This window comes from Streptomyces sp. NPDC058274 (assembly GCF_042881375.1).
Taxonomy (GTDB): domain Bacteria; phylum Actinomycetota; class Actinomycetes; order Streptomycetales; family Streptomycetaceae; genus Streptomyces.
On sequence record NZ_JBHVXW010000017.1, the window covers coordinates 163,432 to 179,396 of the forward strand.

The following is a 15,965-nucleotide window of genomic DNA, read 5'->3' on the forward strand; positions in this document are numbered from 1 at the left end:
AGGAGCCGTGATGTCGACGCCGGATGCCGAGGCCTGGGCCGAGGCGCTCACCATGTACGAGCGGCGGTACTCGTACGTCCTGGTGGGTCCCCGCGACCACGAGGACTGGGTGCGGGATGTCGCGGCGGTCATGCGTCGGGAGACGGCGGATCCCCGGTCGTGGAAGTGGATCGACGTCGACGAAGGCGAGGAGGAACGCCTGGAGGACCCGTTCTTCCCCTTCGTCCTGCCCCCCTCCGACCCGGAAGAAGCGGTGGCCTGGCAGAAGGGACTGCGCGCGGTGCCCCGGACGTCGGTGGAAAGGCTGCTCGTCATGCTGTCCACCACGTGGCTGAACGTGCCCAGCGAACGCGCCCACAACGACTTCGAGACCCACCGGCCGGAACTGGAGCGGAAGGCGCGGGTGATCCTCTCCCGCTTTCCGGTGGAGACGTCCTTCCACACGAACGCCGGCTACCCGGGAGCGCGCACCGGAAGCCATACCGACCCCCCGGACTTCTACGAGGCGATCACTGGCTGTACCCCCCTTTCCCAGTACGACTGGGATCTCGGCCTGATCGCGGTGTCCGGGACCGAACTCGGTCTTTTCTGGTCCTTCGACGCCACCTGAACGGAACGTCAGGAAACGAGGAGCGCAGGCGCGAGCGGCACGCGCCTCACCGGGTCGCCGCGTACGTCGCAAAGTCAGGAGTCACGCATGCGAACCCGATCCGCCACCTACCCCGACCGGGAGACCGCTCAGTGGGCCACCCAGCAGGTCGTCACCGCCAACGAGCAGGTCATTCACCGCTGGCTGGCCCGGTCCACGCGGCCGCGGCTGAGTATTGAGGCGGCCTGGCCGAGTCGGCCCGACCCCGTGGGCCGGGTTCTGCTGCAGGCGATGATGCTGGCCGGCCGTGAACCCGTCGACGTGCGCGCAGCCCGCGTGGTGCTCAAGCGCGACGCGGCGAGCCCGCACGGCTTCGTCGTCCACGCCACCTTCCCCGTCTACCTGTAGAGACCTGCCCGGTAGAGACCCGCCCGGTAGAGCCCCGCCCGTAGAGACCCGTAAAGCCCCGTAGAGATCTGTAGAGGCTGATCGCCGTGCCCTTGAGCCCCCTCGAACACGACCGCCGTTACGGCGAGTTGGACCAGGTGGTCCGCGCCTACGCCGGGCAGCCGGCGGACGACACCCCGGACAGGCCGAGCCAGGCGCTGACCGCCTACCTGCGCCACACCTGGCACACCCGCCCCTGGGCACTGGCCACGGCTCAGGAGCAGCTGCGCGAGTACTCCCGCAATCCGCCCGGCCGGCTCCGGCTGCGCCTCGGCGAGTTCTACGCGATCCCCGACGTGGGCCTGCCCGAGTCGGACATCCAGGAGTGGCTGTCCTGCATCGCCGATCACATCAAGCACAGCGTCGAGACCGGCGAGGCCCCGCCGCCCGCCGCTCCCGCCACCCACTGGGAATGGCACGCCCGCTTCCCGGAGCTCGCGCAGTTCCTCGGCGGCTGGTTCTCCCAGGACATGCCCGACGAGTTCGACGACCACGACGCGGCCGTCGGGGACTACGTCACCGGCACGCACCCGCAGCTCGTCGCCCGCCTCGCCGGCGAACTGCGCGAACTCCTCGCCCTGGACCTGGACGAGAGCGACTACGCGCTGGCCGTCGCCGAACTGGGCATGGAAGTCGACCCACCCGCCCCCTGCACGCCCAGCGGCTGGCTCGCCCTCGTCGCGGACAGGCTCAGCAGCCCGGCCCCGGACTACGGACCGCCCGGACCCGGGTGATCTGCGGCCGCCGGGGGGCGGAGGGATGTGTTCTTCGCCGCACCCGGATCCGCATCCCCTTGTGCATCCCCATCCGCATCCGCATCCGCGGGCTCGTATCGGCCCACCTCGCCGGAGAGCACACAGGTCGTCACGGAACGTATCGAAAGCGTCGCGTGGCGGTGCTGGTTCCGGAGCGAAGAAGGGGCGCGGGCGTGATATCCGTGGAGGTGCGGGAATGCGATGGGTGTTCCCGAGCGTTGAGAACAGGGGTCACGCGGTCAGCCCGCGCCGGCCGCCGGTTCAAGATCAACCGTCCGGAAAGCCGGGCGAGTTTACCCATCCCCGCCGATACCTATGCGCCGGGCGGCCAGTTTTTCTTCCCCTAACGGGCTGAAGTTTTGTTGATCGTGGGTTAGTTGGCCGCCCGGTCGCCCTACCCTTCAAAGGGTGAACCAACTGATGTCCCGAGAGTCCGAGGCCGATCACCCCGGGGAAGCCGTGCTCCCCGGCGCGCTGCCGGAGGCACTGCGCGCCGAACTCGTGGCGTTCCGTCGCGACTTGCACATGCACCCGGAGCTCGGCAACCAGGAGTTCCGCACCACCGCGGCACTCAAGGCCCGCCTGGAGCAGGCGGGCCTCAAGCCGCGTGTGCTCGACACCGGGACCGGCCTCATCTGTGACATCGGCTGCGAGGACGGGGTGTGGGCCGGCGGGCGGCCCATGCTCGCCCTGCGGGCGGACATCGACGGCCTGCCCATCCCGGACACGAAGACCGACTGCGCGTACCGCTCGACCGTGCCCGACCGCGCCCACGCCTGCGGCCACGACGTGCACACCACCGTCGTCCTCGGCGCGGGGCTCGTCCTCGCCGAGCTGCACCGTACGGGCGCCCTCCCGCAGCCCGTGCGGCTGATCTTCCAGCCGGCGGAGGAGGTGCTCCCGGGCGGGGCGGCCGACGCCATCAAGTGCGGGGCGCTGGAAGGGGTCGCCCGGATCATCGGCGTGCACTGCGACCCGAAGGTGGACGCGGGCCGCATCGGTCTGCGGCACGGCCCGATCACCTCCGCGTGCGACCGGCTGGAGGTGTCGCTGGACGGCGCGGGCGGACACACCGCGCGCCCCCACCTCACCACCGACCTGGTCACGGCCGCCGCGCGCGTCGCCATCGACGTGCCCGCCCTGGTCGCCCGGCGGGTCGACGCCCGCAGCGGCCTCTCCGTGACCTGGGGACGCATCGAGTCGGGGCACGCCTGCAACGTGATCCCGCAGCACGCCGAGCTCTCCGGGACCGTACGGTGCCTGGACCTCGACGCGTGGCGCAGCGCGCCCGACCTCCTGCACGCGGCCATCGACGAGATCGCCAACATGCACCGCGCGAAGTCCGAGATCAACTACGTCCGTGGCGTCCCGCCGGTCGTCAACGAACCGGTCGTCACCGAGCTGCTGCGCGGCGCGATGGCGGCCCGCCGCGGCGCCGACTCCGTCGAGGACACCGAACAGAGCCTCGGTGGCGAGGACTTCTCCTGGTATCTGGAGCATGTGCCGGGCGCGCTGGCCCGCCTCGGGGTCCGTACGCCGGGCGACCGCACCACTCGTGACCTGCATCGCGGCGACTTCGACGTGGACGAGTCGGCCATCGAGGTCGGGGTCGAGCTGTTCACCGCGGCCGCCCTGCTGGACGCGGCCCGACCGTGACGCGGGGGGTGCCCTTTGGGTACCCCTTCGTCCACTTGCGTCACCCGTCCGTAACCGGCCGCGCGCAAACGTAACCCGTGGGCGGCACGAATCGGTAACGGCCGGGCGAAACCCCGTTCCCCTCCTCTTCTACGCGCGTTACTGTGCGCCGCAATCGCTGCGGTGACGGCGTACTGGGGAAGCGGACCGGCGACGGTGCCGTAGGGATGAAGGGTGCTTGTTGTGCGTCTGATATCTCGGAGGACCAGGTTCTCCCAAGCGGCGGTGACCGTCGCGGTCATCGCCCTCGCGGCCGCCGGCTGCGGCAAGTCCAGCGACGAGGCGAACAGCGATTCCGGCAAGAAGACCGGCTCCGGGTACTCCGGGAAGGGCATCGGCCTCGCCTACGACATCGGCGGCAAGGGCGACCAGTCCTTCAACGACGCCGCGTACGCCGGACTCCAGAAGGCCCAGAAGGAGTTCAAGATCGGCGGCTCGGACATCGAGCCCCAGGACGGCGAGTCCGACGCCGACAAGGTGCAGCGCCTCGAGCAGCTCGCCAAGTCGGGCTACAACCCGGTGATCGGCGTCGGCTTCGTCTACGCGCCGGCCATCAAGGAGGTCGCCGCCAAGTTCCCGAAGGTCACCTTCGGCATCATCGACGACGAGCAGGACAAGGCGGCCAACGTCGCCGACCTGGTCTTCCACGAGGAGCAGGCCTCCTACCTCGCGGGTGTCGCCGCCGCCAAGACCACCAAGAAGAACCACATCGGCTTCATCGGCGGCGTGGACATCCCCCTCATCCACAAGTTCGAGGCGGGCTTCAAGCAGGGTGCGCGGTCCGTCAACCCGAAGATCAAGATCGAGTCGCAGTATCTGACCGAGACGGCCCAGGAGGGCGGCTTCTCCAGCCCGGACAAGGGCAAGGACGCGGCGAGCGGCCAGATCGAGACGGGCGCCGACGTGATCTACCACGCGGCAGGTCTCTCCGGTCAGGGCGTGATCTCCGAGGCCGCGAGCAAGAAGGTGTGGGCCATCGGGGTCGACTCCGACCAGTACCAGCAGAAGGCCCTCGCCAAGTACAAGGACTACATCCTCGGTTCCGCGCTGAAGAACGTCGGCGGCGCGGTGTACGACCTGGCGAAGTCCGTGGTCGACGGCAAGCCGCTCTCGGGAGTCGTGCGCGGTGACCTGAAGTCCGGCGGCGTCGGCTTCGCGGACAGCAACCCCAAGTACAAGGCCATGACGGACGTCGTCGCGGCCGTCGACAAGGCCAAGCAGGACATCATCGACGGCAAGGTCACCGTCGACACCAAGTGATTCCCGGCGGCCCGTCCCCACGCTCCGCGCCGCGGCCGGCGTGGACGGACCGCCCCGAGTGACCCGCGCCACCTTGTGCGGCGCGTGAACCGGAGGCCTCGCGCGCGTCCCCGGGGACGCCGCGCAGGTCGTACGCCCCTTGCCTCCCGCAAGGGGCGTTCCGCGTTCCGTAGGCTGTGCCCCGACTGTGGCCACAGCTCGGTAACGGACCGGACAGAAGGGGTTTTCCGTCTGGTCTACGCGCGTTACGCTGCGGCGGAACCAGCGCCTGGTTTGGGCGCTTGCACAAAGGAGTCACGTTCCATGCGCCGGGTGTCCCGAATCGCGGTTGCGGGCGTTGCGACCGCTACCATCGCCGTTTCCCTCTCCGCCTGTGGCGGATCGTCCACCGACGCCTCCAGCAGCTCCAGCAGCGGGAAGGGCAAGGGCCTCGCCCTCGCGTACGACGTCGGCGGCAAGGGCGACCAGTCCTTCAACGACGCCGCCACCGCCGGCCTGGACAAGGCCGACAAGGAGTTCGGCTACACCAGCCAGGCCGTCGAGCCGCAGGACGGCGAGTCCGACGCCGACAAGGTGCAGCGCCTGGAGCAGCTCGCCAAGTCGGGCTACAACCCCGTGATCGGCGTCGGCTTCGCCTACGCGGCCGCCGTCAAGGAGGTCGCCGCGAAGTACCCGAAGGTGACCTTCGGCATCGTCGACGACGAGCAGAACAAGGCCGCGAACATCGCCGACCTGGTCTTCCACGAGGAGCAGGCCTCCTACCTCGCGGGTGTCACCGCTGCCAAGGCCACCAAGTCGAACACCGTCGGCTTCGTCGGCGGTGTCGACGTCCCGCTGATCCACAAGTTCGAGGCGGGCTTCAAGCAGGGCGTCGAGGACACCAAGAAGGGCGTCACGGTCAAGTCGCAGTACCTGACCGAGACGGCTCAGGAGGGTGGCTTCTCCAGCCCGGACAAGGGCGAGAGCGCCGCCGAGGGCCAGATCGACGCCGGTGCCGACGTCGTCTACGCCGCCGCGGGCCTGTCCGGCCAGGGCGTCATCAAGTCCGCCGCCGCGCACAAGATCTGGGCGATCGGCGTCGACTCCGACCAGTACAAGCAGGACGCGCTGGCGAAGTACAAGAAGTACATCCTCACCTCGGCCATGAAGGACGTCGCCGGCGCGGTCTACAACCTCGCCAAGTCGGTCCACGACGGCAAGCCCGAGACCGGTGTGGTCCGCGCCAGCCTCGCCACCGGTGGTGTCAGCCTCGCGGACTCGAACCCCGCCTTCAAGAACAACGCCGACCTGCAGGCCGCGCTGAAGAAGGCCGAGGCGGGCATCAAGGACGGTTCGATCAAGGTGAAGACCTCGTAACGAACCAACGTCAAGACGTTGCACCGAACGTCGCGGCCATGGCCAAGGCAGCGCTGTAATGGCAGCGTTACGGCCACGGAACGGGGTGTGGGGAGGATGACCTCCCCGCGCCCCGTTCGCGCGGCAGACTGCTCGGGAGGGTCAGGCCCGGGCACTATTTAAAGCAGGGGCGCTACGCGCGTAGATCGGCCCCTTTTCCAAGGAGAGTGCGCCATCGACGCGTCCAGCAGCCCTCCGCTCACCGCACAGTCGACCGCGGTCGAGCTGGCGGGGATCACCAAGCGTTTCCCCGGAGTGGTGGCCAACCACGACATCCACCTCAGCGTCCGCAAGGGCACGGTCCACGCCCTCGTCGGCGAGAACGGTGCCGGCAAGTCGACGCTGATGAAGATCCTCTACGGCATGCAGAAGCCGGACGAGGGCACGATCGCCGTCGACGGTGAGCAGGTCACCTTCTCGTCGCCGGCCGACGCCATCGTGCGCGGCATCGGCATGGTCCACCAGCACTTCATGCTCGCCGACAACCTCACCGTCCTGGAGAACGTGGTCCTGGGCAGCGAGAAGCTGCACGGCATCGGCGGCGGCGCCCGCAAGAAGATCAGGGAGATCTCCGAGCGCTACGGGCTGAACGTCCGCCCGGACGTCCTCGTCGAGACCCTCGGTGTCGCCGAGCGCCAGCGCGTGGAGATCCTCAAGGTCCTCTTCCGCGGCGCGCGCACGCTGATCCTGGACGAGCCCACGGCCGTACTGGTGCCGCAGGAGGTCGACGCGCTCTTCAGCAACCTGCGCGAGCTCAAGTCCGAGGGCCTGGCGGTCATCTTCATCTCGCACAAGCTGGGCGAGGTGCTGTCGGTCGCCGACGAGATCACGGTCATCCGGCGCGGTACGACGGTCGGCACGGCCGTCCCCGCCGAGACCACCTCCCGCCAGCTCGCCGAGATGATGGTCGGCAGCGAACTGCCCACCCCGGAGACGGCGGAGTCCACGGTCACCGACCAGCCCGTCGTCGAGGTCAAGGACCTCACCGTCTACGCCAGCGGCGGCGCCTCCCTCGGCGCCGGGGCGGAGCCCACCGCCGGCGGACTGCTCGGCGACGCCGCCGTCGGGGGCGACGCGAGGCGCGTCCTGGACGACGTCACCTTCACCATCCACGCCGGTGAGGTCATGGGCATCGCCGGCGTCGAGGGCAACGGGCAGACCGAGCTCATCGACGCGCTGATCGGCCTGAAGGACGCCGACTCCGGCACCATCGGCTTCCTCGGCGAGGACATCGTCCCCTGGCCCACCCGCAAGCGCCGCGAGGCCGGCATCGGCTACATCCCCGAGGACCGCCACCGCCACGGCCTCCTGCTGGAATCCCCGCTCTGGGAGAACCGCATCCTCGGACATGTCACCGAGAAGCCCAACACACGCGGCAGCCGGGGCTTCTGGCTCGACATCAAGGGCGCCCAGGCCGACACGCGCCGCATCGTCAAGGAGTACGACGTCCGGACCCCCGGCATCGACGTCACCGCCGCCTCCCTGTCCGGCGGCAACCAGCAGAAGCTGATCGTCGGCCGCGAGATGAGCCACAAGCCGAAGTTCCTGATCGCCGCCCACCCCACCCGCGGTGTGGACGTCGGGGCGCAGGCCGCGATCTGGGACCAGATCCGCGAGGCCCGCCGCGAGGGCCTGGCCGTGCTGCTGATCTCCGCCGACCTGGACGAGCTGATCGGCCTGTCCGACACCCTTCGGGTGATCTACAACGGCAGGCTCGTGGCGGACGCCGACCCGGCGACCGTCACCCCGGAGGAGCTGGGCTCGGCCATGACCGGCGCCGCCTCCGGACACCTGGAGCATGTCGAGGAAAGTGCCGCCCCGGAGGACGAGGCCCGATGAAGAAGTTCGACAAGGAGCGGGTGCTCCTCGCGCTGGCCGGCCCGGTCATCGCGCTCGTCGCGGCGATCGCACTGACCTCGGTCGTGCTGCTCGCCTCGGGCAAGAGCCCGTTCGAGCCGTACTCCCTGATGCTCCAGCAGGCGTCGTACTCCGACGTCCAGGTGCTGATCATCAACCAGGCGTCGATGTACTACCTGGCGGCTCTCGCGGTGGCCATCGGCTTCCGGATGAACCTGTTCAACATCGGTGTCGACGGCCAGTACCGCCTCGCCGCGATGATGACCGCCGTGGTCGGCGCGCACATCGCGCTGCCGTCCTTCCTGCAGATCCCCGTCCTGATGATCGTCGCCATGTGCACCGGCGCCTTCTGGGCCGGTATCGCGGGCGTTCTCAAGACGACCCGCGGAGTGAGCGAGGTCGTCGCGACGATCATGCTCAACGCGATCGCCACCAGCGTCATCGGCTACCTCACCCTCTCCGATCACTTCGGCGTGCAGGTCGGCAACAACATGACGACCGGCATCATGAAGAAGTCCGGCTGGTTCCCCGGCCTCGACCTCGGCGAGAGCGTCGGCGAGATCTACGGCATGGTCTTCCTCGCGGTCCTGGCGGGCGTCCTGTACTGGCTCGTCCTCAACCGCACCCGCTTCGGCTTCGACCTGCGCGCCACCGGCGCCTCCGAGTCCGCCGCCGCGGCCTCCGGCGTCGACGCCAAGCGCATGGTGCTCACCGCGATGCTGATCTCCGGCGCGGTCGCCGGTCTCTCCGGGCTGCCGCTGCTCCTGGGCGACGCCCACACCTACAGCCTGAGCTTCCCGACCGGTCTCGGCTTCACCGGCATCACCATCGCCCTGCTCGGCCGCAACAGCCCGGTCGGCATCGCCTTCGCCGCGCTGCTGATCGCCTTCCTCGACAAGGCGTCCCCCGCTCTCGACTACGCGACTCCGGTGGCGTACGAGAAGGAGATCGCCACGATCATGCAGGGCCTGATCGTCTTCGCGGTCGTCATCTCCTACGAGGCCGTCCGCGTGTGGGGCCTGCGCCGCCAGCAGAAGCGCGTCGGTGAGGAACTGGCCGCGGCCGCCGCCAACAACAACTCCCCGAAGGAGGTGGCTGCCCGATGAGCACCGCGACCGTCGCCAAGCCGCAGGCGCAGCAGCCCGGCAAGGGCAGCCGCCGTATGTCCCTTCCGGTACTCCTGCTCGTCATCGCGGGCGTACTGATCCTGACCTCGGTCGTCCGTCTGATCACCGGCGCGGACGGCATCACCTCGACCGGACAGATGTCCACGGCGCTGCGCCTCGCGGTGCCGATCGGGCTCGCGGGCCTCGGCGGTCTGTGGGCCGAGCGCGCGGGCGTCGTCAACATCGGCCTCGAAGGCATGATGATCCTGGGCACTTGGTTCGGCGCCTGGGCCGGCTACCAGTGGGGCCCGTGGACCGGCGTCGCGTTCGGCATCGTCGGCGGCATGCTCGGCGGTGTGCTGCACGCCATCGCCACGGTGACCTTCAACGTCAACCACATCGTCTCCGGTGTGGCGATCAACATCCTGGCCCTCGGCACCACCCGCTACCTCTCGAAGTTCACCTTCGAGGGCGTCCCGCAGGGCTCGTCCAAGCAGTCGCCGCCCATCGACTCGCTCGGCACCTTCGACATCCCAGGTCTGTCGAGCGGTCTGAACACGCTCAACGAGAAACACTGGTTCCTCGTCTCGGACCTCGCGGGTCTGATCGGCGGTCTGATCACCAACCTCTCCCCGCTGACCGTCGTCGCCGTCGCACTGGTGCCGGCGACCTGGTGGGTGCTGTGGCGTACGGCGTTCGGGCTGCGGCTGCGCTCCTGCGGTGAGAACCCGGTGGCCGCCGAGTCCCTCGGCGTCAACGTCTACAAGTACAAGTACCTGGCCGTGATCATCTCCGGCGGCTTCGCCGGACTCGGCGGTGCCTTCCTGTCGATCGTCGCCTCGAACGTCTACCTGGACGGGCAGACCGCCGGCCGCGGCTACATCGGTCTGGCCGCGATGATCTTCGGCAACTGGATGCCGGGCGGACTCGCCCTCGGCGCCGGTCTGTTCGGCTACACCGACAGCCTCAACCTGCGCGGCGGCGGTACGAACGTCCACGCGCTGATCCTGCTCCTCGCGATCCTGCTGGTCTTCGGCCTGGCCTACCTGCTGTGGAAGAAGCGGTACGTCCCGGCCGTGGTCACCGCGGTGATCTCGGTGCTGATGTTCGTCTGGTACCTGACCACCAACGAGGTACCCAAGCAGGTCGTGACCGCCACGCCGTACATCGTGACGCTGCTGGTGCTCGCCCTGTCCGCGCAGCATCTGCGGATGCCCAAGGCGGACGGCATGCCGTACCGGAGGGGGCAGGGCAAGTGACCTCGTCCTCCACGGCCGGGTCCGGCTCCGCGTCGGGGCCTGGGTCCGGCTCCGCGGACATCGACTGGGACGCGCTGCGCGAGACGGCACGCGAGGCCATGTCCCGTGCGTACGCCCCGTACTCGGGCTACCCGGTCGGGGTCGCGGCCCTCGTGGACGACGGCCGGACCGTCTCCGGCTGCAACGTCGAGAACGCCTCGTACGGGCTCGGGCTGTGCGCCGAGTGCGGTCTCGTCTCCGAGCTGCAGAACACCGGGGGCGGGCGGCTGACGCACTTCACGTGCGTCGACAGGAACGGCGAGATCCTGGTGCCGTGCGGGCGCTGCCGGCAGCTGCTCTCCGAGTTCGGCGGCCCCGGCCTGCTCCTGGAGACCCCGGCGGGGATCCTGCCGCTCTCCGAGATGCTGCCGCAGGCCTTCGGGCCGGGCCATCTCACCAAGTAATTCATGTACGGCCCCTCCGCGGTGACTCGTCGCCGGGAGGGGCCGCTGCTCTTCGGAAGGAAAGCCATGGCCATGGACGCCATCTCCGTCATCCGCACCAAGCGGGACCGCGGTGAGTTCAGTGACGAGCAGATCGACTGGGTCATCGACGCGTACACCCGCGGCGAGGTCGCCGACTACCAGATGGCCGCTCTCAACATGGCGATCCTGCTCAACGGCATGAACCGCCGGGAGATCGCCCGCTGGACCGCCGCGATGATCGCCTCCGGCGAGCGCATGGACTTCTCGTCGCTGTCGCGTCCGACCGCCGACAAGCACTCCACGGGCGGCGTCGGCGACAAGATCACACTGCCCCTCGCGCCCCTGGTGGCCGCCTGCGGCGCGGCGGTTCCGCAGCTGTCCGGCCGCGGCCTCGGCCACACCGGCGGCACCCTCGACAAGCTGGAGTCGATCCCGGGCTGGCGCGCGCTGCTCTCCAACGAGGAGATGCTCGCCGTACTGGACGACGTCGGCTCGGTCATCTGCGCCGCCGGCGACGGCCTCGCCCCCGCCGACAAGAAGCTGTACGCGCTGCGCGATGTCACCGGCACGGTCGAGGCGATCCCGCTGATCGCGTCGTCGATCATGTCGAAGAAGATCGCCGAGGGCACCGGTTCGCTGGTCCTGGACGTGAAGGTCGGCTCGGGCGCCTTCATGAAGACCATCGAGGACGCGCGCGAACTCGCCTCCACGATGGTGGGCCTCGGCACGGACCACGGGGTGAGGACCGTGGCCCTGCTCACGGACATGTCGACCCCGCTGGGCCTGACCGCGGGCAACGCCCTGGAGGTCCGCGAGTCCCTGGAGGTCCTGGCCGGCGGCGGTCCCGCGGACGTCGTCGAGCTCACCCTCGCGCTCGCCCGCGAGATGCTCGACGCGGCCGGCGTGAAGGACGCCGACCCGGCCAAGGCCCTCGCGGACGGCTCCGCGATGGACGTCTGGCGCCGCATGATCGCCGCGCAGGGCGGTGACCCGGACGCCCCGCTGCCGGCCTCGCGCGAGCAGCACGTCGTCAAGGCCCCCTCCTCGGGTGTCCTGACCCGCCTCGACGCGTACGACATCGGGGTCGCCGCCTGGCGGCTGGGCGCCGGCCGTGCCCGCAAGGAGGACCCGGTGCAGGCCGGAGCCGGCATCGAGCTGCACGCCAAGCCCGGTGACCCGGTGACCGCGGGCCAGCCCCTGCTCACCCTGCACACCGACACCCCCGAGCGCTTCGAGTACGCCTTGGAGTCGGTGGAGGGTTCCTACGACATCGCGGCTGCGGGCGCGGACTTCAAGCCGGCCCCCATCGTGCTGGAGCGCATCGCCTGACCAGGGTTTTCCCGACTGGTTGAGCGGGATCGGCGCATCCCCGCCGGTCCCGCCCGGCCGGAGGCCGCGGGGGCTCCGATGAGTTCCGGTCCGCCCGGCGGTCTACTGATGGTGGATGCAACGACACCCGCAGTACTCATGCTGCCAGGACCCGTCGCCCGGGACGAGGTGCCCGGGCTCTGCGACGACGTGCGCGCACGGCTGGAGGCGACCGGGGCCGGTGTCGTGGTCTGCGACATCGGAGGGCTCGGGCCGCCGGGCCTGACGACCGTCGACCTGCTCGCCCGGCTCGAACTCGCCGCCCGGCGCGCCGGGGGACGGATACGGCTGCGGAACCCGCACCCGGCGCTGCGGGGCCTACTCGACCTGGTCGGTCTGCGCTTCGAGTCGGAGGGGCAGCCCGAAGAGCGGGAACCAGCGGGCGGTGTCCAGGAAGCAGTGGAACCCGGTGATCCGCCCCTTTGAGATCTCCAGCACCTGCACGGCCCACGGCACGAAGCCGCCCGTCTCCGGATCGGGCTTGTACTGGGCGAAGCCCGGCAGGCCGTTGACCTCGACCGGCACCAGGTGCGAGCCGGCGCAGGGGGCGCCGAGCGTCGTCATGAAGCCGGTGATGTCGTCCGTGCCGCGCAGCCACAGGTCGAACGGCGGCATCGTCATGATCGCGTCTTCGTGCAGCAGCGCCGTGAGCGCCGTCATGTCGTACCCCTCGAAGGCGGCGACGTAGCGCTCCAGGAGCTTTTGCTGCTCCTCGTCGAGGGGGTCGGAGGTGGCTGCGTCCGCGCCCGCGCCGTCGCTCTCGGCGAGCGTGGCGCGCGCCCGCTGCAGGGCGCTGTTGACCGAGGCGACCGTGGTGCCGAGCAGCTCGGCGACCTCGCTCGCCTTCCACGCCAGGACCTCACGCAGGATGAGCACCGCACGCTGCTTGGGCGGCAGCTGCTGCAGGGCGGCCATGAAGGCGAGGCGCACCGACTCCTTCGCCACCGCCGCCTCGGCCGGATCGGTCACCGTCGGCAGCACACGCGCGTCGGGCATCGGCTCGAGCCAGGTGTTGTCGGCGCGCGGGGTCAGCGCCGCCTGGGCCAGCGGCGAGGGAGCGGTCAGGTCCATGGGACGAGCCCTTCGGTTGCCCGCGTTGAGCATGTCCAGGCATACGTTCGTCGCGATCCGGTACAGCCAGGAGCGCATGGAGGAGCGGCCCTCGAACTTGTCGTAACTGCGCCAGGCGCGGACCATCGTGTCCTGCACCGCGTCCTCGGCCTCGAAGGACGAACCGAGCATCCGGTAGCAGTACCCGGTCAGCTCGACCCGGTGCTTCTCCAGCCGGACATCCAGGTCTGTCGTGGTCGCCGTACCGTCGCTCATAGCCAACCCACCCCTGTGGCCTTTTCCCGTCGCACCTTTGCGCCAGCACTTCGGAAGCTACCGCAGCCCACTGACAATGGCGCCCGGAGTGGGGAAAGCCGCAGGTCAGGCCGATTGCCGCACGGGTCGGCCGAGGGGCCGGGGCGTGGTCAGTGCGCGGGGAGGGGGTCCCGGCGGCTCTGTGCGCGGGCCGCGTGCGAACCGAACACCGTGATGGCGACGACGCCGAGCACCGCGAGCAGGCCGAGCGCGACCGTCCCGGCCCAGCCGCCCGCGTGGAAGGCGACGGCACCGAGCGTGCTGCCCACGCTGGAGCCCACGTAGTACGCGGACTGGTAGAGCGCCGAGGCCTGGGCCCGGCCATGGGTGGCCGTGTGGCTCACGGAGGAGGACGCGACCGCGTGGCCGGCGAAGAAGCCCGCGGTGATCAGCACCAGACCGAGCAGGACGAGGGGGAGGGAGTCGGCGAGCGAGAGCAGCAGCCCGGCGGTCGTCGTGCCGGCCGCCAGGTACAGGGAGCCGCGCCGGCCCAGGCGGGCGACCAGCTTCCCCGCCGTGGACGCCGAGACCGTACCGACCAGATAGACCAGGAAGACCGAGCCGATGATGCCCTGGGGGAGCGAGAAGGGGGCGTCGGTCAGGCGGTAGCCGATCACCGTGTAGACCCCGCCGAAGACCATCATGAACAGCGCGCCGATCGCGTACAGCCGGCACAGCAGCGGGTTGGCCAGGTGGTCGCCGACCGTGCGGGCCAGCACCCGGGGCCGCAGCGAACCGCGGGTGAAGTGCCGGGGCGCCGGGAGCAGCAGCCGGAAGGCGACCGCGCAGGCCACGGCGAGTACCCCGATCACGCCGACGGCGACCCGCCAGCCCCACTCCTGCGCGACCCAGCCGGTGATGACCCGGCCGCTCATCCCGCCGACGCTGTTGCCCGCGACGAACAGGCCGATCGCGGTGATCAGCGCCTTGGGGCGGACCTCCTCGGCCAGATACGCGGTCGCCGACGCCGGCAGCCCCGCCAGGGCCGCGCCCTGCACCGCCCGCAGCGCCACCAGCGCGCCGATCGAGGGGGCGAAGGGGACCAGCAGACCGACCGACACGGCGACCACCAGGGACGCCGTCATCAGCGTCCGCCGTCCGAAGCGCTCCGACAGCGCGCTCATCGGGAGGACGAACAGCGCCAGCGCGCCGGTCGCGGCCGACACCGTCCAGCTCGCCTCGCTCGCGCTGACCCCGAAGTCTTGGGAGACGAGGGGCAGGAGGGCCTGCGTGGAGTAGAGGAGCGCGAAGGTCGCGACACCCGCGAGGAAGAGGGCGAGGCTCATCCGGCGGTAGCCGGGCCCGCCCGGGGCCATACGGGAGTCAGGAGCGGAGAGGGACGGTACGGCGCCCACGGTGGTGGACGCCCCGGTACTGGCGGAAGGCATGCTTCGAAACTAAAGATCCCGTACTCATCCGTCCAATGCATGGAAACCCCATAATCGTTCCCATGGTGCATCAGCAGAGGTCAGAGGCGCGTCTGTCACCGTCCAGTGACACAGAAGACATCGTCGCGGTGCTCGCCCCGCGGCTCGCGTACTTCGCGGGAGTGGCCCGCACCGAGCACGTCACCCGGGCCGCGCAGGAGATGCAGGTGCCGCAGTCGACCCTGTCCCGCGCGCTGGTCCGCCTCGAACAGGACCTGGGCGTGGACCTGTTCGCCCGCCGCGGGCGGACCCTGTCGCTCACCCCGGCCGGCCGTACGTTCCTCGGCTCCGTCGAACGGGCCCTCGCCGAGATCGGGCGGGCCGCCGACGAGGTGCGCGCGGACGCGGACCCGGCCACCGGCAAGGTTGCCTTCGGCTTTCTGCACACCATGGGCTCCGAGACCGTCCCCGGGCTGATCCGCGCCTTCCGCGCCGACCATCCGCGGGTCCGCTTCAGCCTTGTCCAGAACTACGGCGAGGCGATGATCGAGCGGCTGCGCTCCGGCGAGCTGGACCTCTGCCTGACCTCACCCGTGCCCGACGCGCCCGACCTGGTCGGCCGCCGGCTGGACGAGCAGACGCTGCGGCTCGTGGTCCCTGTCGAGCACCGCCTCGCCGGCCGTAAGCGGGTCCGGCTCGCCGAGGCCGCCGACGAGACCTTCGTGACCCTCGAACCCGGCTACGGCCTGCGCCGGATCACCGACGACCTCTGTCAGGAGGCCGGCTTCCGGCCCCGGATCGCCTTCGAGGGCGAGGAGGCAGAGACCCTGCGCGGACTGGTCGCCGCCGGCCTCGGAGTGGCCCTGCTCCCGCCACCGGCCGTGCCGCGCCCGGGAGTTGTCGAACTGACGGTCACCGCTCCGCGCGCGGTGCGCGAGATCGGCGTCGCCTGGCTCGACGGCCACCCGGACACCCCGCCGGTGGCGGCCTTCAAGAAGTTCCTGCTCTCCCGGCGGGGCCGGCTCCTCCCGGACTGAG

15 protein-coding genes are annotated in these 15,965 nt (G+C 70.2%); 13 read left to right on the forward strand and 2 right to left on the reverse strand.

Annotated elements, in window-relative coordinates; translation table 11 throughout:
* Window positions 1-10: 10 nt before the first annotated feature.
* From ACFVYF_RS28380 to ACFVYF_RS28435, 12 genes are all read left to right on the forward strand, one after another.
* Entirely contained in the window at window positions 11-610 is a 600-nt protein-coding gene (locus ACFVYF_RS28380; protein ID WP_389459835.1) for a hypothetical protein, read from the forward strand.
* Between the two features lie 87 nt (window positions 611-697).
* A complete protein-coding gene (locus ACFVYF_RS28385; protein ID WP_389459837.1) occupies window positions 698-997 on the forward strand; it encodes an RNase A-like domain-containing protein in 300 nt (99 codons plus the stop codon).
* Window positions 998-1,083: 86 nt separating this feature from the next.
* Window positions 1,084-1,770 carry a contact-dependent growth inhibition system immunity protein gene (locus ACFVYF_RS28390; protein ID WP_389459839.1) on the forward strand — a complete coding sequence of 229 codons (687 nt, stop codon included), beginning with the start codon at window positions 1,084-1,086 and terminating at the stop codon, window positions 1,768-1,770.
* 441 nt (window positions 1,771-2,211) lie between these two features.
* Window positions 2,212-3,447: an amidohydrolase gene (locus tag ACFVYF_RS28395; RefSeq protein ID WP_389459905.1), complete on the forward strand. Its 1,236-nt coding sequence runs from the start codon at window positions 2,212-2,214 to the stop codon at window positions 3,445-3,447.
* A 264-nt stretch (window positions 3,448-3,711) separates the two neighbouring features.
* Window positions 3,712-4,746, forward strand: coding sequence for a BMP family protein (locus ACFVYF_RS28400; protein WP_389459841.1), 1,035 nt, complete (start codon window positions 3,712-3,714; stop codon window positions 4,744-4,746).
* Between the two features lie 303 nt (window positions 4,747-5,049).
* Complete coding sequence (locus ACFVYF_RS28405) at window positions 5,050-6,102, forward strand: BMP family protein (protein ID WP_389459843.1); 1,053 nt, start codon at window positions 5,050-5,052, stop codon at window positions 6,100-6,102.
* A 213-nt stretch (window positions 6,103-6,315) separates the two neighbouring features.
* On the forward strand, window positions 6,316-7,980 hold the full coding sequence (locus tag ACFVYF_RS28410; RefSeq protein ID WP_389459907.1) for an ABC transporter ATP-binding protein: 1,665 nt from the start codon (window positions 6,316-6,318) through the stop codon (window positions 7,978-7,980).
* On the forward strand, window positions 7,977-9,104 hold the full coding sequence (locus tag ACFVYF_RS28415; RefSeq protein WP_389459845.1) for an ABC transporter permease: 1,128 nt from the start codon (window positions 7,977-7,979) through the stop codon (window positions 9,102-9,104). The genes ACFVYF_RS28410 and ACFVYF_RS28415 overlap by 4 nt, the downstream gene beginning before the upstream one ends.
* Window positions 9,101-10,363, forward strand: a complete 1,263-nt coding sequence (locus tag ACFVYF_RS28420) for an ABC transporter permease (protein WP_389459847.1) — start codon at window positions 9,101-9,103, stop codon at window positions 10,361-10,363. The genes ACFVYF_RS28415 and ACFVYF_RS28420 overlap by 4 nt, the downstream gene beginning before the upstream one ends.
* 59 nt (window positions 10,364-10,422) lie before the next feature.
* The gene (locus ACFVYF_RS28425; protein WP_389459908.1) at window positions 10,423-10,806 is read left to right on the forward strand and encodes a cytidine deaminase; all 384 of its coding nucleotides are present in this window, start codon (window positions 10,423-10,425) and stop codon (window positions 10,804-10,806) included.
* Between the two features lie 66 nt (window positions 10,807-10,872).
* The gene (locus tag ACFVYF_RS28430) at window positions 10,873-12,156 is read left to right on the forward strand and encodes a thymidine phosphorylase (RefSeq protein WP_389459849.1); all 1,284 of its coding nucleotides are present in this window, start codon (window positions 10,873-10,875) and stop codon (window positions 12,154-12,156) included.
* Between the two features lie 78 nt (window positions 12,157-12,234).
* Complete coding sequence (locus ACFVYF_RS28435; RefSeq protein WP_389459851.1) at window positions 12,235-12,621, forward strand: STAS domain-containing protein; 387 nt, start codon at window positions 12,235-12,237, stop codon at window positions 12,619-12,621.
* Here ACFVYF_RS28435 and ACFVYF_RS28440 read toward each other — a convergent pair.
* Window positions 12,514-13,521, reverse strand: a complete 1,008-nt coding sequence (locus ACFVYF_RS28440; protein ID WP_389459853.1) for a sigma-70 family RNA polymerase sigma factor — start codon at window positions 13,519-13,521, stop codon at window positions 12,514-12,516. The genes ACFVYF_RS28435 and ACFVYF_RS28440 overlap by 108 nt on opposite strands.
* 149 nt (window positions 13,522-13,670) lie before the next feature.
* Entirely contained in the window at window positions 13,671-14,948 is a 1,278-nt protein-coding gene (locus ACFVYF_RS28445; RefSeq protein ID WP_389459854.1) for an MFS transporter, read from the reverse strand.
* Between the two features lie 62 nt (window positions 14,949-15,010).
* Between ACFVYF_RS28445 and ACFVYF_RS28450 the strand changes: the two genes are divergently transcribed.
* The gene (locus ACFVYF_RS28450; protein ID WP_389459856.1) at window positions 15,011-15,964 is read left to right on the forward strand and encodes a LysR family transcriptional regulator; all 954 of its coding nucleotides are present in this window, start codon (window positions 15,011-15,013) and stop codon (window positions 15,962-15,964) included.
* Window position 15,965: the final 1 nt, after the last annotated feature.